Annotated in this window: 14 protein-coding genes and 1 pseudogene; all 15 read right to left on the bottom strand. The window is 67.6% G+C overall.

Annotated elements, in window-relative coordinates; genetic code table 11:
- A pseudogene (gndA, locus tag ACO48X_RS00700) lies at nt 1-1079 on the bottom strand (NADP-dependent phosphogluconate dehydrogenase); the annotation flags it as partial.
- A 201-nt stretch (nt 1080-1280) separates the two neighbouring features.
- The gene (gene pgm, locus ACO48X_RS00695; RefSeq protein ID WP_484999569.1) at nt 1281-2957 is read right to left on the bottom strand and encodes a phosphoglucomutase (alpha-D-glucose-1,6-bisphosphate-dependent); all 1677 of its coding nucleotides are present in this window, start codon (nt 2955-2957) and stop codon (nt 1281-1283) included.
- 247 nt (nt 2958-3204) lie between these two features.
- A complete protein-coding gene (locus tag ACO48X_RS00690) occupies nt 3205-3558 on the bottom strand; it encodes a fluoride efflux transporter FluC (RefSeq protein WP_484999567.1) in 354 nt (117 codons plus the stop codon).
- Nucleotides 3555-4049: a fluoride efflux transporter FluC gene (locus ACO48X_RS00685; protein WP_484999565.1), complete on the bottom strand. Its 495-nt coding sequence runs from the start codon at nt 4047-4049 to the stop codon at nt 3555-3557. Before ACO48X_RS00685 ends, ACO48X_RS00690 begins: the two co-directional genes overlap by 4 nt.
- A gap of 15 nt (nt 4050-4064) precedes the next feature.
- Nucleotides 4065-5783, bottom strand: coding sequence for a DUF2079 domain-containing protein (locus ACO48X_RS00680; RefSeq protein WP_484999563.1), 1719 nt, complete (start codon nt 5781-5783; stop codon nt 4065-4067).
- Nucleotides 5784-6170: 387 nt separating this feature from the next.
- Nucleotides 6171-6974 carry an LPXTG cell wall anchor domain-containing protein gene (locus tag ACO48X_RS00675; RefSeq protein ID WP_484999561.1) on the bottom strand — a complete coding sequence of 268 codons (804 nt, stop codon included), beginning with the start codon at nt 6972-6974 and terminating at the stop codon, nt 6171-6173.
- A gap of 270 nt (nt 6975-7244) precedes the next feature.
- Nucleotides 7245-9926, bottom strand: a complete 2682-nt coding sequence (locus ACO48X_RS00670; RefSeq protein WP_484999559.1) for a lysylphosphatidylglycerol synthase transmembrane domain-containing protein — start codon at nt 9924-9926, stop codon at nt 7245-7247.
- A 529-nt stretch (nt 9927-10455) separates the two neighbouring features.
- Nucleotides 10456-12780: a DUF7926 domain-containing protein gene (locus ACO48X_RS00665; protein ID WP_484999557.1), complete on the bottom strand. Its 2325-nt coding sequence runs from the start codon at nt 12778-12780 to the stop codon at nt 10456-10458.
- A 310-nt stretch (nt 12781-13090) separates the two neighbouring features.
- Nucleotides 13091-15406 (bottom strand): heavy metal translocating P-type ATPase, encoded by a 2316-nt coding sequence (locus ACO48X_RS00660; RefSeq protein ID WP_484999555.1) that lies wholly within the window; start codon nt 15404-15406, stop codon nt 13091-13093.
- 223 nt (nt 15407-15629) lie between these two features.
- On the bottom strand, nt 15630-15866 hold the full coding sequence (locus ACO48X_RS00655) for a heavy-metal-associated domain-containing protein (RefSeq protein WP_484999553.1): 237 nt from the start codon (nt 15864-15866) through the stop codon (nt 15630-15632).
- A 175-nt stretch (nt 15867-16041) separates the two neighbouring features.
- Nucleotides 16042-17604: a hypothetical protein gene (locus tag ACO48X_RS00650; protein ID WP_484999551.1), complete on the bottom strand. Its 1563-nt coding sequence runs from the start codon at nt 17602-17604 to the stop codon at nt 16042-16044.
- Between the two features lie 114 nt (nt 17605-17718).
- Entirely contained in the window at nt 17719-19125 is a 1407-nt protein-coding gene (locus ACO48X_RS00645; RefSeq protein ID WP_484999549.1) for a hypothetical protein, read from the bottom strand.
- A 188-nt stretch (nt 19126-19313) separates the two neighbouring features.
- Nucleotides 19314-19997, bottom strand: coding sequence for a DedA family protein (locus tag ACO48X_RS00640; RefSeq protein ID WP_484999547.1), 684 nt, complete (start codon nt 19995-19997; stop codon nt 19314-19316).
- A 323-nt stretch (nt 19998-20320) separates the two neighbouring features.
- A complete protein-coding gene (purB, locus tag ACO48X_RS00635; protein ID WP_484999545.1) occupies nt 20321-21856 on the bottom strand; it encodes an adenylosuccinate lyase in 1536 nt (511 codons plus the stop codon).
- A gap of 246 nt (nt 21857-22102) precedes the next feature.
- The coding region (locus tag ACO48X_RS00630; RefSeq protein WP_484999543.1) for a fructosamine kinase family protein at nt 22103-22984 on the bottom strand (882 nt) is incomplete at its 5' end.

The raw sequence follows: 22984 nt of genomic DNA, 5'->3' as shown, positions 1-22984 counted from the left end.
TCAACGTTCCAGCCGTTCTCCTCGGAAGCCTTGCGTATGAGCTCGAATCCCTGGGAGTAGGCGACCATCTTCGAGGCGTAGAGCGCCCGTCGGACGTCCTCGATGAAAGCCGCAGGGTCGGCGAAGGAAACGTCCTCGGTCCCCGCGGGAAGCCCCCGGCCCGCCTGCCGCTCCGGCACCGAGCCGGAAAGGGAGCGCGCGAAGGTCGCCTCGGCGATCCCGGTGGTGGGAACGCCGACCTCGGCCGCATTCTGAACCGTCCACGCGCCGGTTCCCTTCTGGGAGGCACGGTCAAGGACGACGTCGACGAAGGCCTTGCCCGTCTTCGGATCGACGTGCTGGAGCACGTCGGCGGTGATCTCGATGAGGTAGGAATCCAGCTCGCCCCTGTTCCACTCTTCGAACACCTTGCCGATCTCGGCTGCGGACATTCCGAGGGCCTTGCGCATGAGATCGTAGGCTTCGGCGATGAGCTGCATGTCGGCGTACTCGATGCCGTTGTGGACCATCTTCACGAAGTGGCCGGCGCCGTCGGGGCCGACGTGCGTGCAGCAGGGAACGCCGTCGACGTGGGCGGAGATCTTCTCGAACATCGGGCCGAGCCGGCGGTACGACTCCGGCGTGCCGCCGGGCATGATGGACGGCCCGTTGAGGGCGCCCTCCTCGCCGCCGGAAACGCCCGAGCCCACAAAGTGCAGCCCGCGCTCGCGAATGGCGGCCTCGCGGCGCACGGTGTCGCGCCAATTGGAGTTGCCGCAATCGACGATGATGTCACCGGGATCCATGAGGGACGCCAGCTCGTCGATGACGGCGTCGGTGGCGGGCCCGGCCTTGACCATGATGATCGCAACGCGCGGGGCAGACAGCGCGTTCACGAAATCGGCCATGGATTCGGCGGGGAAGAACTCGCCCTCGTCTCCGTGCTCCTTGACGACCTTCTCCGTTTTGGCCGCGCTGCGATTGTGAATGGCCACCTTGAAGCCGTTGCGGGCCAGGTTGCGCGCCAGGTTCGAACCCATCACCGCCATGCCGGTGACGCCGATGTCCGCCACCGCCTTGGCCGGGGTTGGAATCGCCATGTTTGCTCCTTCGTGTGTCACGGCCGACGTCGCCGCTCGCTGCGCTTTTCCTTCGAAAGCCGCGATCGGGGCTGAAAGCCTTGTTCTGCGGATTGAGGTTTCGATCCGCGGGCGTCCGCTTCCCGCCCGTGAAATCGTCCACCCATAAAAATACGCCAGGCGCGCCCCGAGTGGAACTCGGAGCGCGCCACAGCGGCCGATTTATGCGCCGAGCGCAGCCGAGACGACCGCCTTGGCCGCCTCCTGGACCTCGGCCAGATGCTCGGCCCCCTTAAAGGACTCAGCGTAGATCTTGTACACGTCTTCGGTTCCCGACGGGCGGGCCGCGAACCACGAGCTCTCGGTCGTGACCTTGAGGCCGCCGATCGGGGCGCCGTTTCCGGGCGCCCGCACAAGTTTCGCCGTGATCGGCTCGCCGGCCAGCTCGGAAGCAGTGACGTCCTCGGGGGAAAGCTCGGCCAAACGGGCCTTCTGCGCCTTGGTCGCTGGCGCGTCCACGCGTGCGAAAGCCGAGTCGCCGTAGCGTTCGGCCTGCTCGGCGTGCAGCTGCGACGGCGACTTCCCGGTCACGGCGATGATCTCCGAGGCGAGCAGGTCCATGATCAGCCCGTCCTTGTCCGTCGTCCACACCGTGCCGTCCGTGCGCAGGAAAGAGCCGCCCGCGCTCTCCTCCCCGCCGAATCCGACGTCGCCCGTCAACAGGCCGGGAACGAACCATTTGAAGCCGACCGGGACTTCGATGAGCTTCTTCCCGATTCCCGCGACGACCCGGTCGATGAGCGAGCTGGAGACGAGCGTCTTGCCCACAGCCGTGCCCTCGCGCCAGCCGGGGCGATGCGTGAAGAGATACTCGATGGCCACGGCCAGATAGTGGTTGGGGTTCATGAGGCCGCCGTCGGGGGTGACGATTCCGTGGCGGTCCGAGTCGGCGTCGTTGCCCGTGGCGACGTCGAAGGGCGTCTTGCCGTCCGGGCCCGGCGTCATCCTCGCCCGCAGGGAGGCCATGGCGTGGGGGGAGGAGCAGTCCATGCGGATCTTTCCGTCCCAGTCGAGCGTCATGAACGGCCACTTCGGGTCGACGACGGGGTTGACTACGGTCAGGTCGAGGCCGTAGCGCTCGCCGATCGCCCCCCAGTACTCGGCCGAGGCCCCGCCCATGGGGTCAGCCCCGATGCGCACGCCCGCCTTGCGAATTGCGCCGAAGTCGATCATCGCGGCGAGGGCGTCGATGTACTGGTCGAGGTACTCGTACCCGTGCACGCTGCCCTTGGCCCGCTCGTAGGGGACCCGGGCAATCTTCTTCCAGCCCTCGCGCAGAAGCTCATTGGCCCGCGCCGCGATGACCTTCGTCGCGTCGGTGTCCGCGGGTCCGCCGGTGGGAGGGTTGTACTTGAAACCGCCGTCGCGCGGGGGGTTGTGGGAAGGCGTGATGACGATTCCGTCGGCCAGGCCCGATCCGGTCTGGCGCACGCCCGCGGCCGTCCCCGCACCGTTCGCGCGCAAAATGGCGAGCGACACGGACGGCGTGGGCGTCCACGATCCCCGGGAGTCGACGCGGACGTCGACGTCGTTGGCGACGAGCACCTCGATGGCGGTGCGCTCCGCGGGGGCAGACAGGCCGTGGGTGTCGCGGCCGATGAAAAGGGGGCCGTCATAGCCCTGGGCTTTGCGGTATTCGACGATCGCCTGCGTCGTTGCGGCAATGTGGGCTTCGTTGAAGGCTCCGTCAAAGCTCGAGCCCCTATGGCCGGAGGTTCCGAAGACGACCGCCTGGAGGGGATCGGCGGGGTCTGGTTCGATATCGTAATAAGCGGAGATCAGGGCATCGACGTCGATGAGGTCCTGATCGCGGGCCGGAGTACCTGCGCGTTCGTTCATGGCCCAATTGAACCACGGAGCTCTCTTTGGGGCTAGGGAGGTCCGTCCCAAGAACCGCCTGCGTCTCAAAATGCGGACCTTCGACGTCGAACGCTCGATTCGGGGGCGCGCCCCCGGTCTGGTTTGCGGACGCGGCTCGGAGCGCCGACGCTCGGCTTCTGTCGCGGACGCTCGGCTTCTGTCGTGGACGCAGCGGTCGGCTCGCGGGCCTTTGCCTTGAGCCTTGTAAGATCGAGGCGGACGCCGTTCAGAAGATCGAGGCGAACGCCGTTCCGCCCAGAAAAGCGAGCAGGCCCGAGCCCGCAGTTCCGAGAACCAACCCCGCGGATGCGAGCCTCCGCCCTGCGCGGGCAAGTTCGACGGCGTCGAGCATGGCCGTGGAAAAGGTTGTGAATCCCCCGAAAAAGCCGGTTGTGACCGCCCGCAGGGCTCTCGGGTCCATCGCGGAGAAGGCCGACGTCGCCGCGCCCAAGAGGAAGCAGCCTAGGACGTTGACGGCGAAGGTTCCCCAAGGAAATTCCGGGTGCCGTCGGCGGACCAGGCCGTCGAGGCCGGCGCGGCACACCGCGCCGAGGCCTCCGGCAAGAGCGACCGCAATCATGGGCTCGCCTCCGGCTCCGACTCGTCTGCCAGCCGGCCGCGCCGCTCGGCGCTCCTTTGCCTTGCGCCTCCTCGCCCGCCGCGCGCCCCGAGGGCAAGACCGGCCCACGCGCACAGCAGGCCGCAGACGATCGATCCCGCGGCGTAGGCCGTTGCCCGCGCCGTCGTCGCCGCCTCAACCTCGGCTGCGAATGTGCCGTAGGTCGTGAACGAGCCCAGAAAGCCGGTGCCCAGAAGCAGGCGCACCCGGGGGTCCGCGCGCGGGAAACGGCGTGCGAGAAGGCCCGCGAGGAGCCCGAGCAAGAATGCGCCGGCGAGGTTCACGGTGAGAGTCGCCCACGGAATCGCCGACGCCCATGCCTGCGCCCCGCCGGGAAGGAGCTCACCTATCCAGGCGCGCAGCGCGGTTCCGGCGCAGCCTCCCGCGAAAACGGCGGCGTACGGCCCGGTCAGCCGCCGCGCGAGCCCGCCGACCCGATTTCGCTCACGCACAGGCAGCCCCTGCCCTCATTGCCGCACGGCCGCCTGATAGTTCAGGCGTGAGTAGACGAGCTTCCACCTGCCGCCGAACTTCTGCGCCGCCCAGACGTCTGCGGGCAGCCCTCCGGTGGAATTCGACGGGGCGAAGATGACGGCGTCGATCTTCGCCTTGCCGTACGTGCCCTCCCAATAGACGCGGTTGCCTGGCACGTTGTAGGCCAGCATGGGCAGGTTGGCGACGACGTTGTGCCCCGTGCCCAGGGCCTCGACGGCGTCCCTTCCGGCCCGGGCCTGCTCTTCCGTGACAGAAAAAGGCGTGCGCCCGTCGACGAGTTGCCCGATCGGGCCGAACCACGCGACGCCGACGTTCGATGCGAGCGCGACGCAGACCGCCGCCAAGCGCGCCCTGTACGTGCCGCGCCATCGCGAGCACGCGTCGATCAGGGCGATCGCGGCGATCGGCATCAGGATGGCCGAGTAGTGCCAGTGCCAGCCCCAGTAGTGCTCGACGTTTCCGGCGAAGCGCCAAAAGAGCGTGGGCAGCATGATCCAGACGTAAGGGCTCACGAGCCCTATCAGCCCCGCCGCAAGGGCCAGAAGCAGGAGCGTCGCATACTTCGTCGCCGGAAGGAAGAAACGGAGGAGGAAATTCGATGCGACGGCGTCGTTTTGCGCCAGCCTGTTCGTATACTCCCATCCGCCCTCGGGGTTGAAGATCGGGAGGATGACGAGTATCGCCAGAAGAGTCCACGCGAGGCCCCACGCGGCAAGGCGGACGCCGGCCTTGCCCTGGGGGGAGGAGAGCGCCTTCTTCAGGGACGCGCGCGAGCGAAGCGCGAACCTGTTGTCGGCGCGGGACGCCGCGCCCCACGCCTGCCACAGAAAGACAAGGCCGACGGCGCACGCCGTCAGGCCGAGGTCCTCCTTGACGAAGACGAGTAGCCCGACGGCGACGAGCGCCGACCGCGAGTTGCCTTTCGTGTCGAGCCATCGGGCGAGCCCGTAGGCAAGCAGCGGGACCGCGAAGGCTATTTCGTGGAACTGCGATTCGACCGCGCTCCACAGACCCCAGCTCATGGCGTAGCCGATTCCGACGATCGCCCCGAGGCTCCTCCCCAGCCGTTTGACCGCCAAAAGCGTTATCGGAACCGAGCTGAGTGCGAACAGCAGGTCTTGGAGGACGAGCAGGGCCAACCCCGAGGGGAACAGCTTGTATACGGGGCCCAGCAGAACGAGCAGCGGGTGGAAGTGGTCTCCGAGCAGATTGAATTCGGGTCCCTTGATGTCTACCGTCGGCGCGTCGAATTGGGAGTACTGCTTGGCGAGCTCGGTGAAGATTCCCAGATCCCACGACGGCGTCGAAAAAGTCCTCCACTGCAGCTGCGAGTAGAGGATGTAGGCGAAGGCCGAGACTGCGGCTATCGACCAGGCGAGAATGTGGGCAACTGCCCTCGAGGGGGCGGCCGCTGCGGCGGAAGCTCCGTCTTTGGAAGGCCCGACCGGTTGCTGCGACGCCTGCGATTCGGGGCTGGCAGCCGCTTCTGCGTCCGATTCCGCCTCCGGTTCATGCGGCTCGGGATTGGGCTCGGCGGCTGGATCGGAGCGCGTTTGGAGGTCGGGCTGCGTTTCTCGGCCGGAGCCGGTTTGGTGGAGGTCGGACTCAGGTTCGGCGCCTGGCGCTGCCTCCGGACCGGGCTCCGCGATCGGATCCAGCGATTCGGGCGAGGTTTCTTCTGGGCTGGTCACAACGGAAGTCTAACCATTGACTGCGCTGTTTCGTCGCGTTGCGCCTCACGCGAGCGTGTTTCCTGCGGGAACGAGGGCCGCGTCGCCAGGCCCCGGCGCGCCCTGCATGGGACGGCGTTTCATGCGGAAAGGCGGTTTCATGCAGAAAGGGGGTGGTGTGGGAGTTGGGAAGCGCATGTGGGCACAGCGAGTGCATGCGCGGGTGCGGAAAAGACTCGGACGAACGTCGGGTGTCCGGTGAATCCCAGAGCCCTCTGACAAACTAAAGTCCTTTGGCGAACTACGGTCCTTTGGCAAACTGAAGTGGTTGGGGGCGAAACTGAGTTTCGCCCCCAACCACTTCAGTTTGTTGAGAAGGATGATCCAGCCAAAGCCGAATCGGCAGGGTCAGTATGCCCTGCGACGGCGTGCCACGAGAACTCCGCCGGTTCCGGCTGCGGCGACCGCGACGGCGGCGAGGGTTGTGACCGAAGCGCCCGTGCGCGGAAGCTGAGCGCCAGAGACGCCTCCCTTCTGGCCCGAGCCTGTGCGGGGCGACGGGACGACGGGAACCGAAGCTCCGGGATCCTGCTGGTTGGGCGCCACGCCGTGATCGCCGCCGTTCTCGGCGCCGGTCTTCTGCGGTGTGCCGGTGTTGAGCCCGGGAACCTTGTTGTCACTCGGGCTGCCGGCGCCCGGCTGAGAGGGGTCGCCCTGATTCTTCGGGTCCTGCGCCGAGGGGCCGCCCGACGAGGGCTGACCGGAGGGATCGGTCGGGCTCGGCGACGTCGGATCCTCCGAAGGGGCGGACGGGGTGGGCGACGGCGTCTCGGTCGTCGGAGTGGGGTCGGGCGTGGCGTCCCCGCCGCCGTTGCCGTTGTCTCCCTGGCCGCCGTTGCCGTTGCCGCCGTTTTGGTCGCCGGCTTGGCCGCCGTCGTCGCCCGGGGTCCTCTTATCGTCTCCGTCGCGCGGAGCGTCGCCGTTGCCCTGCGGCAGATTTGCCAGCTTGGCCTGGGCGAGGGCAGTGTCCACGGCCGCCCCCGCGGTTCCGTTGGCGCCGGGAGCGGCCGTCGTCGTGCCGTCGGAGGGCTGGGTCGGCTCTTCAGCGAAGCTCGGCGCGGCCATGCCGGCCACGCTGGCTCCCGAGATGGCGAGAGTGGCGATGATGTGGCGGGGAAGTACCCGCTTTGAGCGCGAATGCGATTGTGTCACGAGCTTTTCCTTTGTTTCGTCTGTGTTCGTCGTTGCGTCCAGGTTCTCGCATGGGTGAGAGGCAGCCGAGAACTCGGCGGACCGCTACCTGATGGCCTGCAACGATTCTTTTCTCCTCACGATAACACTTCGGAAGTGTAAGAACCTAGGAATGTGGCGGGTACTTCTACCACAAACAGCTTCCGTTTCCCGTCGAGATTCCCGCAAACCGTCTAAATCGCGCGGAAAACTCGCATATGTGCGGCTTGCCTCAGCGTGGGCGACCGCACTCTAGATGACCCCGCGTTTGGTGATCGTCCGCAGCGCCAGCCACCCCAACGGCACGCGACCCCAGAAAGTGAGGAGGCGGTAGAGCACGGCGGTGGAGACGGCGATCGACGTCGGAACCCCGGCCACGGTCAGGCCCGTGGTCAGCGCGGTTTCAACGGGGCCGATGCCGCCGGGGGACGGGACGACGGAGCCCAGCGAGTTCGACAGGAGGTAGGCCAAGGCCAAGGTGACGATCGGAAGGCTGTATCCGAAGGCGGCGAGAGAGCCGCCGAAGCAGGCGACGAAGGCGATCGTCTGGACGGTGGACCCCGCGAATCCGTAGGCGATCCTGCTGGGGTGGGTCGCGAGCCACACGAGGCGAGGCCATACCTGGTCAATCGTCGGGCGGATCTTCTTCGCTGCCCATCTGCGCAGGGGTTTGACGAGGAAGAGGGCGGCGACCGCAAGCACGCCGATGGCGATCGCGACCATGACCGCGCCGGAGGGCATGGACAGGGAGCCGATCTTGCCGGTGGCGAGGCTGATCCCGATGAGCAGGATGATCGTGGTGACGAACTGCGCGAGCTGAACGAGGGTGACCGTCGCGACGGCCACTGGCGTGGAGACCCTGCGTTTTTGGAGGAAGCGTAGGTTGAGGGCGGCCGGGCCGATGCCGGCCGGCGCCACGAGGGTCACGAGCGAGGCGGCCACCTGCACCATGACGGCGTCCTTGGCGTTCAACGGCTCGGACGTGTAGGCGCGCAAGGTCATGGCCGCCCCGATGTAGGTGAACAGGCCCGCGACGAAGGCGAAGAGCATCCACAGGGGGTTGGCGTTGGCGAGGGTGGAGCGAAGTTCGTTGAAGTTGACCGACACGACCAGGATGTAAACCGCCACGAGGCCCAGGGAAACGGTGACGACCGTTTTCACGGAGAACCGGTAGAGCTGGGTTGGCGTCACTTCCGCGACCTCGGGGACCTGCTCGGTGAGGCGGTCGCGCAGCCGTTCCAGCTGCTTCTTTTCGGTGAACTTCGCCATCGTCTCGGAGGGGACGATGGCCTTTTGCAGGATCGGGGCGAGCGAGACAATCTGGTCGCGCGGCAGGCATCGGCTTGCCGAGGCGATGGCGCGTTCGACGCCGACGGTCCCCGCCATCATGGCCATCGCCTGCGCCATGTCGATGCGGCGCTCCATCTCGGAGGCCGCAAGGCGGCCGTTCTCCCAGTGCAGCAGCTGGGCGCGCCCGCCCTTGAGCGCCGTGACGCCCGCCCGCACGTCTCCGTGGGAGAAGCCGCGGCGATGGGCGTCTTGGAGGATGTCCCACACGTCGTCGAGCGCCTCGTCGGGAATCCCATTCGGTTCGACTTCGCTCAGGGCGGTGGAGCCGTCGACTTCGAGGATGACGACCTTCGAGCTGTCTGAACCCGCCACAGCCAGGCCGCGGTCGGGGGCGAGCCCGGCGGAGGCGCTCGCCAATTCCATGAGCGCGAAGCGGTCCATCGCCCCGTCGATCGTTTTCTCCGCCTGGCGGGCCGTGGTGGTCAGCACGAGCCGCTGCCATGAGGATTGCAGCACTCCGACGATCTGTTGGTCGGCGTCGAAGAAGGAGGCGTGATGCGGATTTCCAGAGGAATCGACGACGATGTAGTTGCGGGAGGCCTCCTCGCTCAAGGGCGGGTGGTAGGAGGCCAGGAGCTCGTTTCGCAGGGCGATGGGGTCGACGTCGTCGGCCGGCCTGAGATGCTGCGACGCGGCCTTCGCCGAGCGGCTGATAGGGCCGAAGGTCGGCGCGGGCTCCGGAGCCTGGCGGTTCCCTTTGGATTCGAGCCGATCGTCGGCCCGCTGCGGACCGTCGGCCCGGCGGGGACCGTTGGCTCCTTGGGGATCGTCGGCCTGCTGCTCGGACTCCGGGGAGGCGGCTTCCGACCCTTTGGGCTTCGGCGGGGCGCCTTCGAAGGATTCGCCCGCCTTCTGCAGTATGCGATGGATTTGGTCGATGCCGTACCGGTCGATGTGGCCGAGGTCGCCGTATGCGGGGGCGAGCCATGCGGCGAGGGCGGCGTCGTCGGGGAGTTTGTCGATGCGGACCACCAGCTGGGCGTCCACGCCGGCGCGCCTGACGAGTTTGACCAGGTCTGCGCCCGTCGCGCGGTCGAGGAGGAGGCCGCACAGCACGCCGAGAAGCGCGGTGATGAGGGCCCCGGGAAGGGTTTGATTGCCCTGGAGCACCGAGAGGACGAGAACGAGGGAGAGCAGCGGCCAGCCCCACCTCGTCGTCTTCGCGCGCTTGCCGGACCCGGCCACCGTGAGTATCGCCGACACGACGGCGACGTACGGGATGAGCTTGAAATAGGTCTGCTCGACGAGGGAGTCGGAAAGCTGGCCGGTGATGGGCGAGAGCGGGAAGTAGCGGCTGAACAGCCACAGGAGGCCGTAGGTGAAGGCGGCGGCGCTGGCCACAGCCAGGGCGCCCGTTGCGAGCGTGCGCCATCGGCGGTGCCAGGCCATGTCGATGACCAACGCGGCCGGCAGGAAAAAGCCGATGAGGCCTTCCAGGGCGTTGACGGGCATGAACAGGATCGACGTGATGATGCCGCTCGTGGCTGTGCGGACGTCGCGTATGACGGCCAGGGCCGTGGAGGAACCGTAGACTGTGACGACCATTACGCCGACGATCGCCAGCAGTGTGATGACTGCCGACACCAGATCTCTCGGACGTCTCAGCCACCGCGTTTCTTCGTCAACGAGCAACACCGGCCGCCGCGGAGTCGTATTCGTCAGATTATCGTCCACATGTGAATTCTAAGGCAATGGATTGCGAGTTAGGCCAATTGGCGAAACTCGCCCGAGGTTCTTGCTCCCCAGCCTTTCGGGGCCTCCCGTCCGCGTCACGTTCGCCTTGCGGTGAGAGGCAACCGCGCTGCCGCCCGCCGCGGAGCGGCCCCACGGCCGACGTCGCCTCTCGTCGTCCTTCGTTCGCCGTGCGATGAGCGGCGGGCTCGGATGAAAACGGGCCCCTCTCGCGGCAAAGCGGGCCCCCAATGAGGAGGGGCCCGCCCCGTCGCGAGAGGGGCGACCTTCGTTCATGCACGGCATCGGCCTTTCCGAGTCGGCCCGCCCGTCGCGAGAAGGGAGACCGGCGTCGGCGGGCCCCGCGGATCCGCTCGCGTGGACCCCGCTCGGCCACGATACGGCGGCTTGGAGCGGGGGCCTGTCCGTCAGGTCCGTGACCTCACGAGAAGTAGCGGCGGATGACGAGGCCCGTCCCCACCAGGCTCAGGGAGACGGAGAAGACGACGCCCGTTCCCATGTCCAAGCCGGTTTTGATGAGGGGCCGTTCCTCAGTGGCGCGCGCCACTGAGGGCAGGGCGACCGGAGCGCCGACTATCGGCGAGTTGATGCTCGAACCCGGACGCCTGGCGCGGGGCTTCCCCTTGCCGGAAGGCTCGCCGCCGTTGGGGTTGGCCGCTCCCGGGTCGCCGCTCGGGGACTGGGAATCCGTCGGGCTCGGCGTCGCCGTGGGCGCCGAGGGCGAGATGGGCGGCACGACGCCGCTCGGGGACGACGGCGCAGCGCTCGGCGAGGCCTTCGCGCTCGGGGTGTCCGTCGGCGAAGGCTCGGCGCTTTCGGAGGGGCTCGCACTCTGCGAAGGGCTGGCCGTCGGGCTCTCGCTCGGAGTCGGCGAGGGCTCCTCCGTGGGGGAGGCCGTCGACGTCGGCGAGGGGCTCGGTTCCGTGGTTCCGGTTGGCTCGCTCGACGGCTTGGGCGTTTCGGTTGGTTTCGAGGGCGTGGTTTCCGTCGGAGACGGGGTGGGGTGAGACGAGGGCGTTGTGGGCGTGGGCTCGGGCGGCGTCGCCGGGTCAGAGGCCAGCGAAGTCGCGCTCGGGCTCGGCGTCGGCGCAGAGGCGCTCGGTGTCGGCGTCGGCGAGCTTGGGCTCGGCTCTGGGGCAGAGGCGCTCGGGCTGGGCGTGGGCGAGCTTGGGCTCGGCTTTGGCGCAGGGGTGCTCGGGCTCGGCGTCGGCGTGGGCTTCACGTCCGAAGGCAGGCTGAGAACCTCGGTCGATATGGCGACGCCGTGGACCGTGTTCGCCTTGACGACGAAGGAGTTCCCCTTCTCGCCGTCGACGGTGTAGGAGGAGTCTCCCCACCGCACTCCCTCGGGTGCGCCAAGGGCGGCGGAGGAATCCTGTGTGACCGTGATCTTGGTTCCCGCGGGGAACTTCGATCCGGCGTCGACCTTCTGGCCGATGCCGGCGGCCAGCGAAAACGTGCCGGTGCGCTTGTCCGCAGCCAGGGTCCCCGGCGGATTCCAGCTCGGATAGTCGGAGGCCTTGGTTCCCGCGGGAAGCTCGTAACGAGCCGTCACCGGGAAGGCGACGCGCCGCGGAATCGCCTCGGCGTGGGGGCCCGTTGCGCGCGACGTGACGGTGAACGACCCGTGCTGTGCGTCGACTAGTCCGCTGGAGGCGAAGGGGTCTGCGTACTTCGCGGCGGCGGCCTTGACGATCTTGGTCTTGCCGAGCCCGGCGGTGTTGACGTAGGCGAAGTTCGGCGTGATGCGCCCCTTGTCGGGCACGGTGGGGTAGGCGATGCCGTAGTTCGTCTGCCCGCGCCACGGGCCGGTTATGGAAACCGTGGCGGTGGAGCCGTTGATCGAAACGGACATGTCGAAGTCGCCGTAGGCGGCGGTGTAGTCCGTTCCAGAGCCTCCGGTGACCCGAACGTCCCGAACTTCTTTGTCTCCCGCCGATCCCCGGTGGTAGAGCGCCCACTTCGAGGGGTCGGCGAACTTCTGGCCGGGTCCGATCGTGTCCGTGATCGTCACCGTCGAACGCGTGGCCCCGTCCAGCCGCATGTGCTGCCCGGTTTCCCTCAGCCGCTCGGCGACGTAGTCCGCCCCGAAGCTCACGGTCCAGAACACCGATTTGCTCTCGGAGGTCAACGCGGGGGTGACTTTCGCGAAGGTGTGCGGGTTGTAGCCTTTGGAACGCTCGCGCACGGGGCCGCCGGGAATGGGCAGCTTGTACTGGCCCCCGTTGATCGTGAAAGCGGCCGGCGAGGCCGTGGGGGCAAGCGCCGTCAGTCGCAGGCTGACCTTGCCCTTGGGCGCGGCGTATCCCCGGGCTTTCAAGGAGTCGACCGTTTTGTCGAAGACGCAGTCGACCTCGTTGCGCCCGAGTTTGCACTGGCCGATCGCTGTCTGCCTCCCGGCGACGTCGACCGTGAGGTCGGCTTGGGATCCGGGCTCCAGCGTGCGGAAGGAGGCCGGGATGCCGACCTTCAAGGACTGTCCGGGAGCGATGTTCGCTTTGGCGGCGTCCCAGGCGAAAGCCAGCGATGCGTGGTCGCCGACGAGCATGGGATGCGACGCTTCGGCGGCGGTGAGCGGATCGCCGTTGGCGTCTGTGCGGGTGAGCGTTGGTGAGGATATGGCAATGGCCGCGTTGACGTCTGCGTTCGATGGCGTGATGAACGCGGTCAGCGCGGTGACGAGGGTGATGATCACCCCCGCTATCAAGGTCCGTGTGCCCATCGGTTTGCGTGATGAATGGGCCATAATGACTCCTTCGGTCGAAGCCATACTTAGTCCGTTAGGTAAGCGCGTGGTTGGTAGGTGGCATGTTTAATTAGAAACTAACTTATCAATGCATGTTTCCCTAGGCCTCCCCCCAGGGGGGGAGGCCGCATGGGCAACACTCCCCATGTTACTGCTTTTCGTTGATATTTCGCGATTCCTGAGGGGGCGTCCCGCAGATGAGATTTCGGAGACCTTTCCCCTGATTCTTTCTATCTTGGGAGCAAAATAGACGCGCCCCGCTCTCACGTGTCAGGAGAGCGGGGCAAGAATGCCCGGTAAACCGGGGAATCTAGGCCCGTCGCAGACGCAGAGAGTTCGCCACCACGATGACGGACGAGCTCGCCATCGCCGCCGCCGCGATGCCGGGTACGATGAAACCGGCGACGGCCACGGGGATTGCCACGACGTTGTATCCGAAGGCCCAGGCCAAGTTTTCCTTGATGATTCGCAGGGTTTGCGCTGAGATGCGGATGGCTGCGCCGATGGAGCGAATGTCCGAATTCACGATTGTGATATCGGCCGCTTCCTTCGCGACGTCGGCGCCAGACCCCATGGCTATGGACAGATCTGCGCCGGCCAGGGCCGCTGCGTCGTTCACCCCGTCGCCGACCATGGCGACCTTCTGCCCGGCCGCCCGCAGCTCCTCGACGATCCCGACCTTGCCTTCTGGAAGGATCCCGGCGCGCACGTCGTCGATGCCGACCTCGGCGGCCACGGCCGCCGCGGCAGCCTCGTTGTCGCCGGTCGCAAGGACCGGGCGCAGTCCGAGGGACTTCAGCTCGGCCACGGCCGCGGCGCTTTCCGGGCGGACGGCGTCGCGAACGTCGAACGCGCCCAGCAGCCGTCCTTCGAGCGCTACGCCGACGACGGATGCGCCCGGCTCGCCGCTGAGGCCCGATGCGCCTTCGACGCCTGCCTCGGCCAGCCAGCGTGCCGTTCCGGCGGCGATTCTGCGGCCGTCGAGGCGCCCCTCCACCCCGTTTCCGGCCCGAGCCGCAACCGATTCGACGGCTTCCGGCTCGATCCCGCGTTCGTGCGCCAGCGCCACGATCGCCTTGGCAATCGGGTGCTCGGATCCGCGCTCGACGCCGGCCGCCGCGGCCACGAGCTCGCGCTCGCCGACGCCCTCGGCGGGCCGGACGGCCGAAACGGACATCGCGCCGGCGGTCAGCGTCCCGGTCTTGTCGAGGACGATCGTCTCGACCCCGTGGGCCGATTCGAGGGTTTCCGGGCCTTTGACGAGGATGCCGAGGCGCGAGGCGCGGCCTGAGCCGACGAGCAGGGCCGTGGGGGTCGCCAGACCCAGGGCGCACGGGCAGGCGACGACCAGCACGGTGATCGCGCTCGCCAGCGCCATTTCGAGCGGATTGCCCAGGGCGAGCCTCGTTGCGAAGGCGATGCCGGCGATCGCCATGACGGCGGGGACGAAGACGGCCGAGACCTTGTCGGCCAGGCGCTGCACGGGCGCCTTCCCCGTCTGCGCCTCGGTGAGCAGCCTGCCCATTCTGGCGAGAGTCGTCTCCTCGCCGACTCGCGCCGCCCGCACGGTCAGGGCTCCGAAGGTGTTGACGGCGCCGCCTGTCAGCTTGCTGCCGGGGCCGACGTCCACGGGAATGGACTCCCCCGTCAGGAGGGAGGCGTCGACGGCCGACTCGCCTTCCACGACCAATCCGTCGGCTGCCACCGTCTCTCCGGGGCGAACGAGGAATTCGTCGCCGACTTTCAGCTCCGCGGCGTCGATCGTCTCCTCGACGATGTCGCCGCCTTCCCGGCGCACCCGAGTTGCCTCGGCCGGCGCGAGGTCGAGGAGGGAGCGAAGGGCGTCGCCCGCGCTTCGGCGCGAGCGCGACTCCAGCCAGCGGCCGAGGAGGAGGAACGTCACGATGAAGGCCGCCGACTCGAAGTACAGATGCGGCGTTCCCGAGTGGCCGAGCCCGTGGATGCCGGTCATGGACATGGTGTAGCCGATCCTTCCGGCCCCGCCCCACAGGAGGGCCCACGCGCTCCACCCCATCGACGCGAGGATGCCCAGGGCGACGAGCGTGTCCATTGTCGTCGAGCCGTGCCGCCCGGCCCGCCAGGCCGCTTTCAGGAAAGGCCAGCCGCACCAGAAGGCGACGGGGATGGAAAGCGCGCCGACGGCCCACTGCCAGCCCGAAAACTGCCAGGCGGGGGCCATCGACACAGCGACGATCGGCGTGGAGAGGACGAGGGCCGCCCAGAATCGACGTCGAAGGTCCGCCACGCGAGCCGAGGCCGCGCGTGCTGCGGCCTCCTCAGCCCCTCGGGCCGCCTCGCTTGCCTGGACGGTGCGTTCTCCGGCGTCGTCCGTTGTGATTCTCCGCAGAACGGTGGCGCCGTAGCCTGCTTTCTCAACCGTGCCGACGAGCTCGGCGTCGGAAGGGCCGGCCGCGTCCGCCCACTCGACGTGGGCCTTCTCGGTGGCGAGGTTGACGATCGCCGTGACTCCGGGGATCTTGTTGAGCTTTTTCTCCACGCGCGCCACGCACGAGGCGCAGGTCATCCCGGTGACGGCCAGTTCGACCTCGGTCTGCGGCTGCGCCGGATCTGCGCTGGATCGCGCCGGATTTGGGTCGGGTTGCATTGGATTTGCTCCTTGCATTGGATTTGCTCCGGGTTGGGTGGGATCCGCGTGTCGGGGCCGCGTTCGATCGACGCTCCGCGGCTGAGCGCTGTCGGCGCGACCGGACCGTTGCCCGGCGGCGTTCTTGGATCGCAGCATGTCGGCTTCCTCGGACCGCGCTCGATTTGCGGTTGGCGTCGTGGCGACGTCCCTCCTCTCCCGAGCGTGTGTTGTTTCAGCAGCGTCAGCGAACGATCGACTTGACCTCGTATCCGCCTGCCTCGTCGACCGCTTCCTTGAGCGCGGCGTCGGGGATGTCGGCGTTCGTGTACACGAGAACCTTGGACGTTCCGCCCTTTGCGAGGGTCACCGAAACGTTGACGACGTCGGGGAGGGCTTTGAGCTCCTCGGTCACGTGTGAAACGCAGTGCTCGCAAGTCATGCCTGTGACGCCAAGCTCAATGGTGCGGTCGAATGTCATGTCTGTTCACTCCTTTGCTCGCGGCGCTCCATGCGCCGACACATGCTTCAACGCACGTGACCCTCTCGGTATTTCAGAGACGGCGTTTCAGAAGGGGCCGCTGCGGGCGTCTGAGGGGCGGCAGCGGCGGTTGTCTGAGCGGCCGACTGCGGCGAGTGCCTGAGGGGCGAGTGTTTCACAGGCCGTCGTCGCCGGGGTCAGCGAGCCTCGACGCCCATTCGGGCGGGTTCGGGCGCGGAAACGCCTCCATCTCGGCCGCCCAGGCCTGAGGGGTGATGGATTCGACGAGCGGGGGCGTCTCCTCGTACGTGACGTTCAGCTTCGTCTCGCCCGATGCGCTTGCCTGCAAGGTGAAGGCAAGCGGCGCGCCGCGTTCGGGGGTGGCCGCGAGCTTCTTGATCTGCCCCAGGTATTCGAGGACGGCGCTGGGAAGCAGGGAGATCTCTTCGACGACGCCGCCGTAGACGGGGCGTCGGGGCCTGCCGCTGTGCGCTTGCCGGATTTCCGGCCCCTGGCGGGCGCCGTCGCCGGCGTTCGCGCTCCGATCCTCGGACGAGGCGGCTTCGGAACCGGCCCCGGAAGATGAGGCGGCTTGCGAGGGTGAGCCGCCTCCGGAAGACGGAGCGGCCCCGGAAGGCGAGGCGGAAGCCGGGATGAAGAAGTTGCCTCCGTAGCGGAACTGCCCGCCGACTATCTGAACGATGAGGGTGCACGTGCGCCATCCTTCGGGCGCGACGTTCTCGATGAGCGCGTAGACGTCCTTGAGGAGGGAGTCGACGTCGTAGTTCGACCGCTCCCGAACCGACAGCGTCGTGACCGCGGGGAACGTCGAAACCTCCCAGGTTTCGGGCCTGCCTTCCCTCGCGACGGTCTTTTCCATTTCGTCCATCGGCATGACGCAGAAGAAAGCTCCGGGGGAGATGCGGAGCACCCTGTTGCCGATCGCGTAGGGCGCGTCGATAAGGAGGGCGAATCCGAGGGCTTCCACCCCGTTCGGGGAGTTCGCGAGGCGGGTCACCCGGACGGGCACCCCGCGGGCCAGAGCCGACAGGTAGTTTTCGTGGATGTTCAGCCCCTCGTGGTACTCGACGCGCTTGGCCCACAGACCCGTCGACAGCCTCTCGAACCCGCTTTCGGGCGGTTTTTGGGGGCTGACGAGGGTGACGGCGGTCGGCTTCCCTCCGTCGGTTTCGACGTCGACGGCGACGGTTCCCCAGTCGTGCTTGACCACGGGCCCCATGAGTTTGCTCGGTTTGGCCGCGACGAACTCTCCCGTCTGAGCGTTTTCCCACCCCCAGGCGACGCCGTGGTAGACGGCCGCAAGCTCCGGGTTCGGGTCTCCTGGGTGGAAGCGCCACAGTTCGGAGCCGGGGGTCAGGCGCCCCGGCTCTATCCACAGAAGTTCCGCCGTCGCGCCGCCTGCGCTGACGACGCCCGACGGATCGTAGGGGGAGTCCTCCGTGACGCCGCCCAGAAAGGCGTCCGGGTGCAGTGGGCCGACCGCGCGCCGGGTGTGGACGAACGGGCCGATGGGCGCCTTGAGGATGTGCAGCGGCTCGTCGGCCGGGAAGTTCGCCTCGTTCGTTTTGCACAGGAGAAGCTCGCGCAGGCCGTCGGCGTCGCGCACGTCCTCGACTCTTGCCGCGTCGACGGCGAATCCGCAGAAATCCTCCGTCCCCTCGGAAAGGTACCTGGTGGCCTGCCAGGGGGTGACGGCCAGCTGGTAAACGACGCTCATTGGGTTCCTTCGCTCGTCGGGTTGATGTTCTTGATTTTCAGGGTTTCGCCGGCCCCGTCGAGGTTCGCCGTTCGGCGTCTTCGATTGAGGGGCTCGGTTCGGCTCGTCCGATCGTCACCGGTCCATGAGGCGACGAGCCCATTCGGGCTCTTCGTCGCGCGGGAAATATTCGAGTTCCTCCTGCCAGTCCTCGGGCGCGATGTGCTCGAGCAGGGGCGGGTGTTCGTCGGGGAAGGGGATCATCTCGGAGTTTTTGAGGTCGCCCCGGAAGACGCTGAGGGCGTAGGCGAGCGGGGCGCCTTGCCCTTGCAGGGCGTGGAGCACTTTGATCTGCGCGAGGTACTTGAGGATCGCCACGGGGAGCGAATCGACGAACTGCCTTTCGTCCTTCTCTGCGTCGATGACGAAGTGCCCTTCGCCCTTCGCCTTTCGTCCCACGAGTTGCACCACCAAGTCGCATCTTTCCCATTTCGGCGGCGCCATGCCGGTCACAAGCAGTGCCGTCTCCTCCAGGAGCTCGGCGACGTCGTAGTTGCTGCGCTCCTTCTTGCGTTTGCGGGTCACCGTGGGCTTGCCGGCCGTGTTCCACGAGAACGGGGCCGCCCGCCGGTCCACGTGTATCGGCGCCACCTCCTCGACCGTGGGGAAACACGCGAAGACGCCGGGTTCGAGCCGCGCAAAGCCCTGGCTTTCTGCATAGTTTGCGTCGATTGCGCGCGCGACCGCGAGCACTCTCTTTTCGCCGCTCTGGCCTCGCATGAAGCGCACGAGGCGCGACTGGACGCGGTTGATCGTCGCGTACCTCTGGTTTTCGTAGACGGCGTCGTCCTCGGAGAGCTCGATCCGCTTGACCCACATGCCGCTCGACACGGGCTTGAAACCCTCTTCTTGCTGAGGGTCCACGGGTGCGACCATCGTCGCGGCCACGGGTTCGCCTTTCTCGATCTCGACGTCGACGGGAAGCTGCGCCCAATCCCTCTTGACGACGGGGCCGATGAGGTCGCTGGGGGCGGAGGCGACGAACTTGCCCGTGCGCATGTTTCGCCATCCCAGGGCCGTCCCGCAGTAGATCCCGCACAGTTCGGGAGAGGGATTGCCGGGGTAGTAGCGCCACAGCTCCGCGCCGGCGGTCAGGCGCGTGGGCTCTATCCACAGAAGATCGGTGGAAAAGCCGCCGCCGCTGGCGGTCCCCGAGCCGTCGTACGGCGAGATCTCGGAGATTCCGCCGAGGAGCGCGTCAGGGTGGAGGGCCCCCACTGCGCGAGACGCTTGCACGAACGGATTGGTGGGCACTTCGAGTATGTGTATCGGCTCGGAAGGGGAGAACTGCGCGGGCGCTATGGCCCCGCAGAACAGGTCGATGAAGTCGCCGACTTCCTTCATGCCGCTCACCTGGGCGGCGTCGATCGCGAAACCGCAGAAGTCTTCTTTGCCGCCTTCGATGTAGGAACGTGCGCGCCAGGGGGCTATCGCCATTCGGTAGCCGACGTCGATCCGACAGTCTTCGTAGTTTTCGTCCACGGGAACAGCCTCCGTCCGATTGACGCCTTCACTCTATCGGGAGCGGAGGATCCCGCGTGCCGAGCGTCCAGGCTTTGGGCGGGGTGGGAGGCCCTGCCGGCCTTGTGCTTTTCGGCGGCGCCGCCCTTTGCTTGCCGGCGGCTGCGGCGTTCGTCGCCCGCGGCTGTGCCTTTCGGCGTCGGCGCCTCTCAGTTTTCGGCGGGAACGGCCTCGCGCTTGCGCTTATTGGAGCGGACGCGCAGCGCAACCCACAGGGCGCCGCCGAGCAGGCAGACGACTATCGTGACCTTCGTCAGTATCCCGACGTAGCCTTCCACCTTCGTCCAATTCGAGCCGAGGGCGTGGCCGGCCCAGATGAGGATCGTGTTCCACACAGCGGACCCCGCCGTGGTCAGGGCGGTGAATTTCCAGAAGTTCATGCGCGTCACGCCCGCCGGAATCGAGATGAGGGAGCGGAAGATCGGGATCATTCGGCCGAAAAGGACCGTCCAGGTTCCCCTCCGGTCGAAGAACGCCTCGGTTTTCTCGATGTCCGAGGTTTTGACCAGCGGGAGTTTGCCCATGAGCTTGCGCGTTCGCTCCCTGCCGAGCAGAGCGCCGACGCCGTAGAGCGCCCACGCGCCGACCACCGATCCAGCGGTGCACCACAGGATCGCCCCGAGCAGCGTGAAGCTGGCGTTTCCGGTGCCCGCCGTGAAGCCCGCCAACGGAAGGATCACTTCCGAGGGGAGCGGCGGGAACAGATTCTCCAGCGCGATGAGGGACGCGGCGCCGAATCCGCCGAGGTCGTTCATAATGTCTACGGCCCATCCGGCGATGCCTGAGAGCGCCTGAGGATCGGCCGACGACGCGGCGGCAAGGAATCGAGGCACGAGGTCTCCTTGTTCTCTCTACGTTTCTTTCCACTCTATCGACTCAGCACGCTTTGCCGGCGCGATTGCACGTTGGTTCGATCCGACGGTTGCGCGGTACTCGTTCGATACGTTCGGCCTCGCTCGCATCACTCGCCGCATGAGCCGGCTCGGGAAGCGAAAGGCCTCCAATAGTTTGACAGCCGAGTCTGGGAAGCGGCTGCGGTTTGCATGTGATCTGACTCCCGTGTTGACGGAGGCGGGCGGGCTCGGGGCTGCGCGTTGACGTGGCCCTCGGGCTCAGCGCCCTTCGCTCATCTGATCGGCTCTGGACGCTCGACGGTTCATTCGCGAGCGGCCTCCGCATGCTCGGTCGGCTCCGTGCGCTCCAAGGCCTCGTCATTGGGCTGTGCGGCGCCGTCGGGGTGAGCGGCGTCGCCGGGCTGTGGCTGTGTGGCGCCGGCGAAGTGCCCCGCGCCGCTGAAGTACGCGGCGCCGTCGAGGAATCCGACCAGCCGAGCGGCCAGCCCGGTGTAACCCGCAGGGGTCAGCGCCGCCAGGCGCGCCGCGACGTCGTCGGGCATGCCCAATGAGGCGATCGCTTCGCGCATGTCTTCGGCCGTGACCTTGCGCCCCCGCGTCAGCTCCTTCAAGCGTTCGTAGGGGTTGCCCATTCCGGTGGCGCCGCCGAGTCCGGCCGCGCGCATGGCCTGCTGGATCGGCTCGCCCAGACCCTCCCACGAGGCGTCGAGGTCCTCGGCGAGCCTTTGCGGGTTGGGGTCCACGCCGGCGAGCCCGCGCACGAGGTTGTCGAGAGCCAGCAGCGAGTGCCCGAAGGCGACGCCGATGTTGCGCTGCGTCGTCGAATCGGTGAGGTCGCGCTGAAGCCGCGAGGCGGCGAGCGTCTCGAACAGCGCCGAGGAGACCTCGAGGTTCGCCTCGGCGTTTTCGAAGCGGATGGGATTGACCTTGTGCGGCATCGTCGAGGAGCCGGTTGTGCCCTGGGCGGCCAGGTTTTGGTGGAAGTAGTCGAGCGAGATGTACGTCCACATGTCGGTGGCGAGGTTGTGGGCGATGCGGTTCGCGTGGACGACGTCGGAGAAGAGGTCCGCCTGCCAGTCGTGCGGCTCGATCTGGGTGGTCAGCGGGTTCCACACGAGGCCGAGGCCTTCGACGAAGGCTCGCGAGAGGGCGGGCCAGTCGGCGTCGGGCAGGGCGGCGACGTGCGCGCCGAAGGTTCCGGTGGCGCCGTTGATCTTGCCCAGGTAGTCGGCGCTCGCGATTCTGCGGAGCTGGCGGCTCAGGCGGTGGGCGAAGACGGCCATTTCCTTGCCGACGGTGGTGGGCGTGGCCGTCTGCCCGTGCGTGCGCGAGAGCATGGGCAGATTCGCGTGCGCGTGCGCGAGTTCGGCGAGGGCGTCGTGGAGTTTGAGCGCGGCGGGGAACCACACGTCGGTCACCGCGCCCTTGATGCACAGGGCGTAGGCGAGGTTGTTGACGTCCTCGGAGGTGCACAGAGCATGGACCATTTCGGTCAGGCTGGGAAGGGCGGTGTTCGGCCCGACGACGTCGGGCGCCGCCTCCATCCGGCGTTTGATGAGATATTCCACGGCCTTGACGTCGTGCTTCGTCTCGGCCTCGATGGCGGCGTGCTCGGCTATCTCCGCTTCGCCGAACTTTTGGGGGATCGCCCGCAGGTAGGCGACGTCGGCCTCGGAGACGACGGGGGCTCCCGGGAACACCTCGTTCTGCGAAAGGAAGATGAGCCATTCCACCTCGACGGCGATTCTGGCGCGGTTGAGCGCGGCCTCGGAGAGGAAGGCGGTGAGCGGGGCAACGGTTTCGCGGTAACGGCCGTCCAAGGGCCCGAGCGTAATCATGGCGTCATTCTCCCACGGATGGCGGGGCGGCGTGTGGACGGCGGGCGGTTGCCCGTGTGGATGGCGGGTGGTTGGCCGTGTGGATGGCGGGCGGTTGGCCGTGTGGATGGCGGGCGGTTGGCCGTATGGACAGTGAGTCGGTGTATCAACGGCGGGTGGTTGGCCGTGTGGACAGCGAGTCGGCATGCGTGCGACCGTCGAGCCGGCGTGCTGCATTCGTTTGCGCAGTCGGGCGCGGGGCGGCGCTCAGATGTATCGCCGCGCTTCGTCGACGGTTTGCCGCCCGTAGCCGCCGCCGAACAGCGCGGCGTGGACGATGAGGATGTGGAGCCGATGCAGGCCTACGCGCTCGCGCCATCCGTCGGCAAGGGGCGAGGCTTCGTTGTAGGCCGAGTAGATGCGGTCGACGAAGGGCGCGCCGAACACCGTCAGCTGCGCGAGGTCGGATTCGGCGTGCCCGCCGTGGCAGGCGGGGTCGATGAGGACGCCGACGACGTCGTCCCGGCGGTTCCTCGCGCTGCCCGTCTTTTCCGCGATGCCATAGCCTTCGGCGGCTTCCTCCGCGGCGGCGAGCCCTTCGGCCGCGAGTTCCGCCGATTCGCGCGAGGCCCACATGACGTTTCCCGCCCACAGGTCGCCGTGGAGGAGGGCCGCGTCCGCGCCGACGGACGCGGGCTGCGGCGCGTCGAATTCGCCGTCGTTCAGGCGTTCCGCCAAACGTTCGAGGACGGCCGTGCCTTCTGCGCCGATGGATCCGTTTCGTCGGGCGTCAGCGAGGTAGGGCAGGAGCCTGTCTTGCGCATAGAACTCGCCGAAGCGGCGGGAGAGGCCGGGTCCGACGAGGGGTAGGGCGGCTGCGCCCATGACGCCGTCGCTCGCGGAGCCGTCGGCGTTGACAAGATCGGCGGGCGCCTGGCCGAACACCCTCGACCCCTCGGGGCAGAAGGCGTGGGTGGCGGCGAGCCGGCGGCCGAATTCCTCCGCCGCTGCGGGGGAGGCTGTGACGGCGGAAAGCCTTGCCGTGTCGAGGCTCGTGGCTGCTGCGCGGAGGAGACGCACGACCGGTGCACCGCCGGCTCGGGCGGCGCGCGCCAGATCGGGGAAGCACTCGGACTTCAGGGGGCAGGA

This window comes from Peptidiphaga sp. (assembly GCF_057238965.1).
Note: the sequence above shows the minus strand (reverse complement) of the source record. Positions and strands in the feature narration are given on the sequence as shown.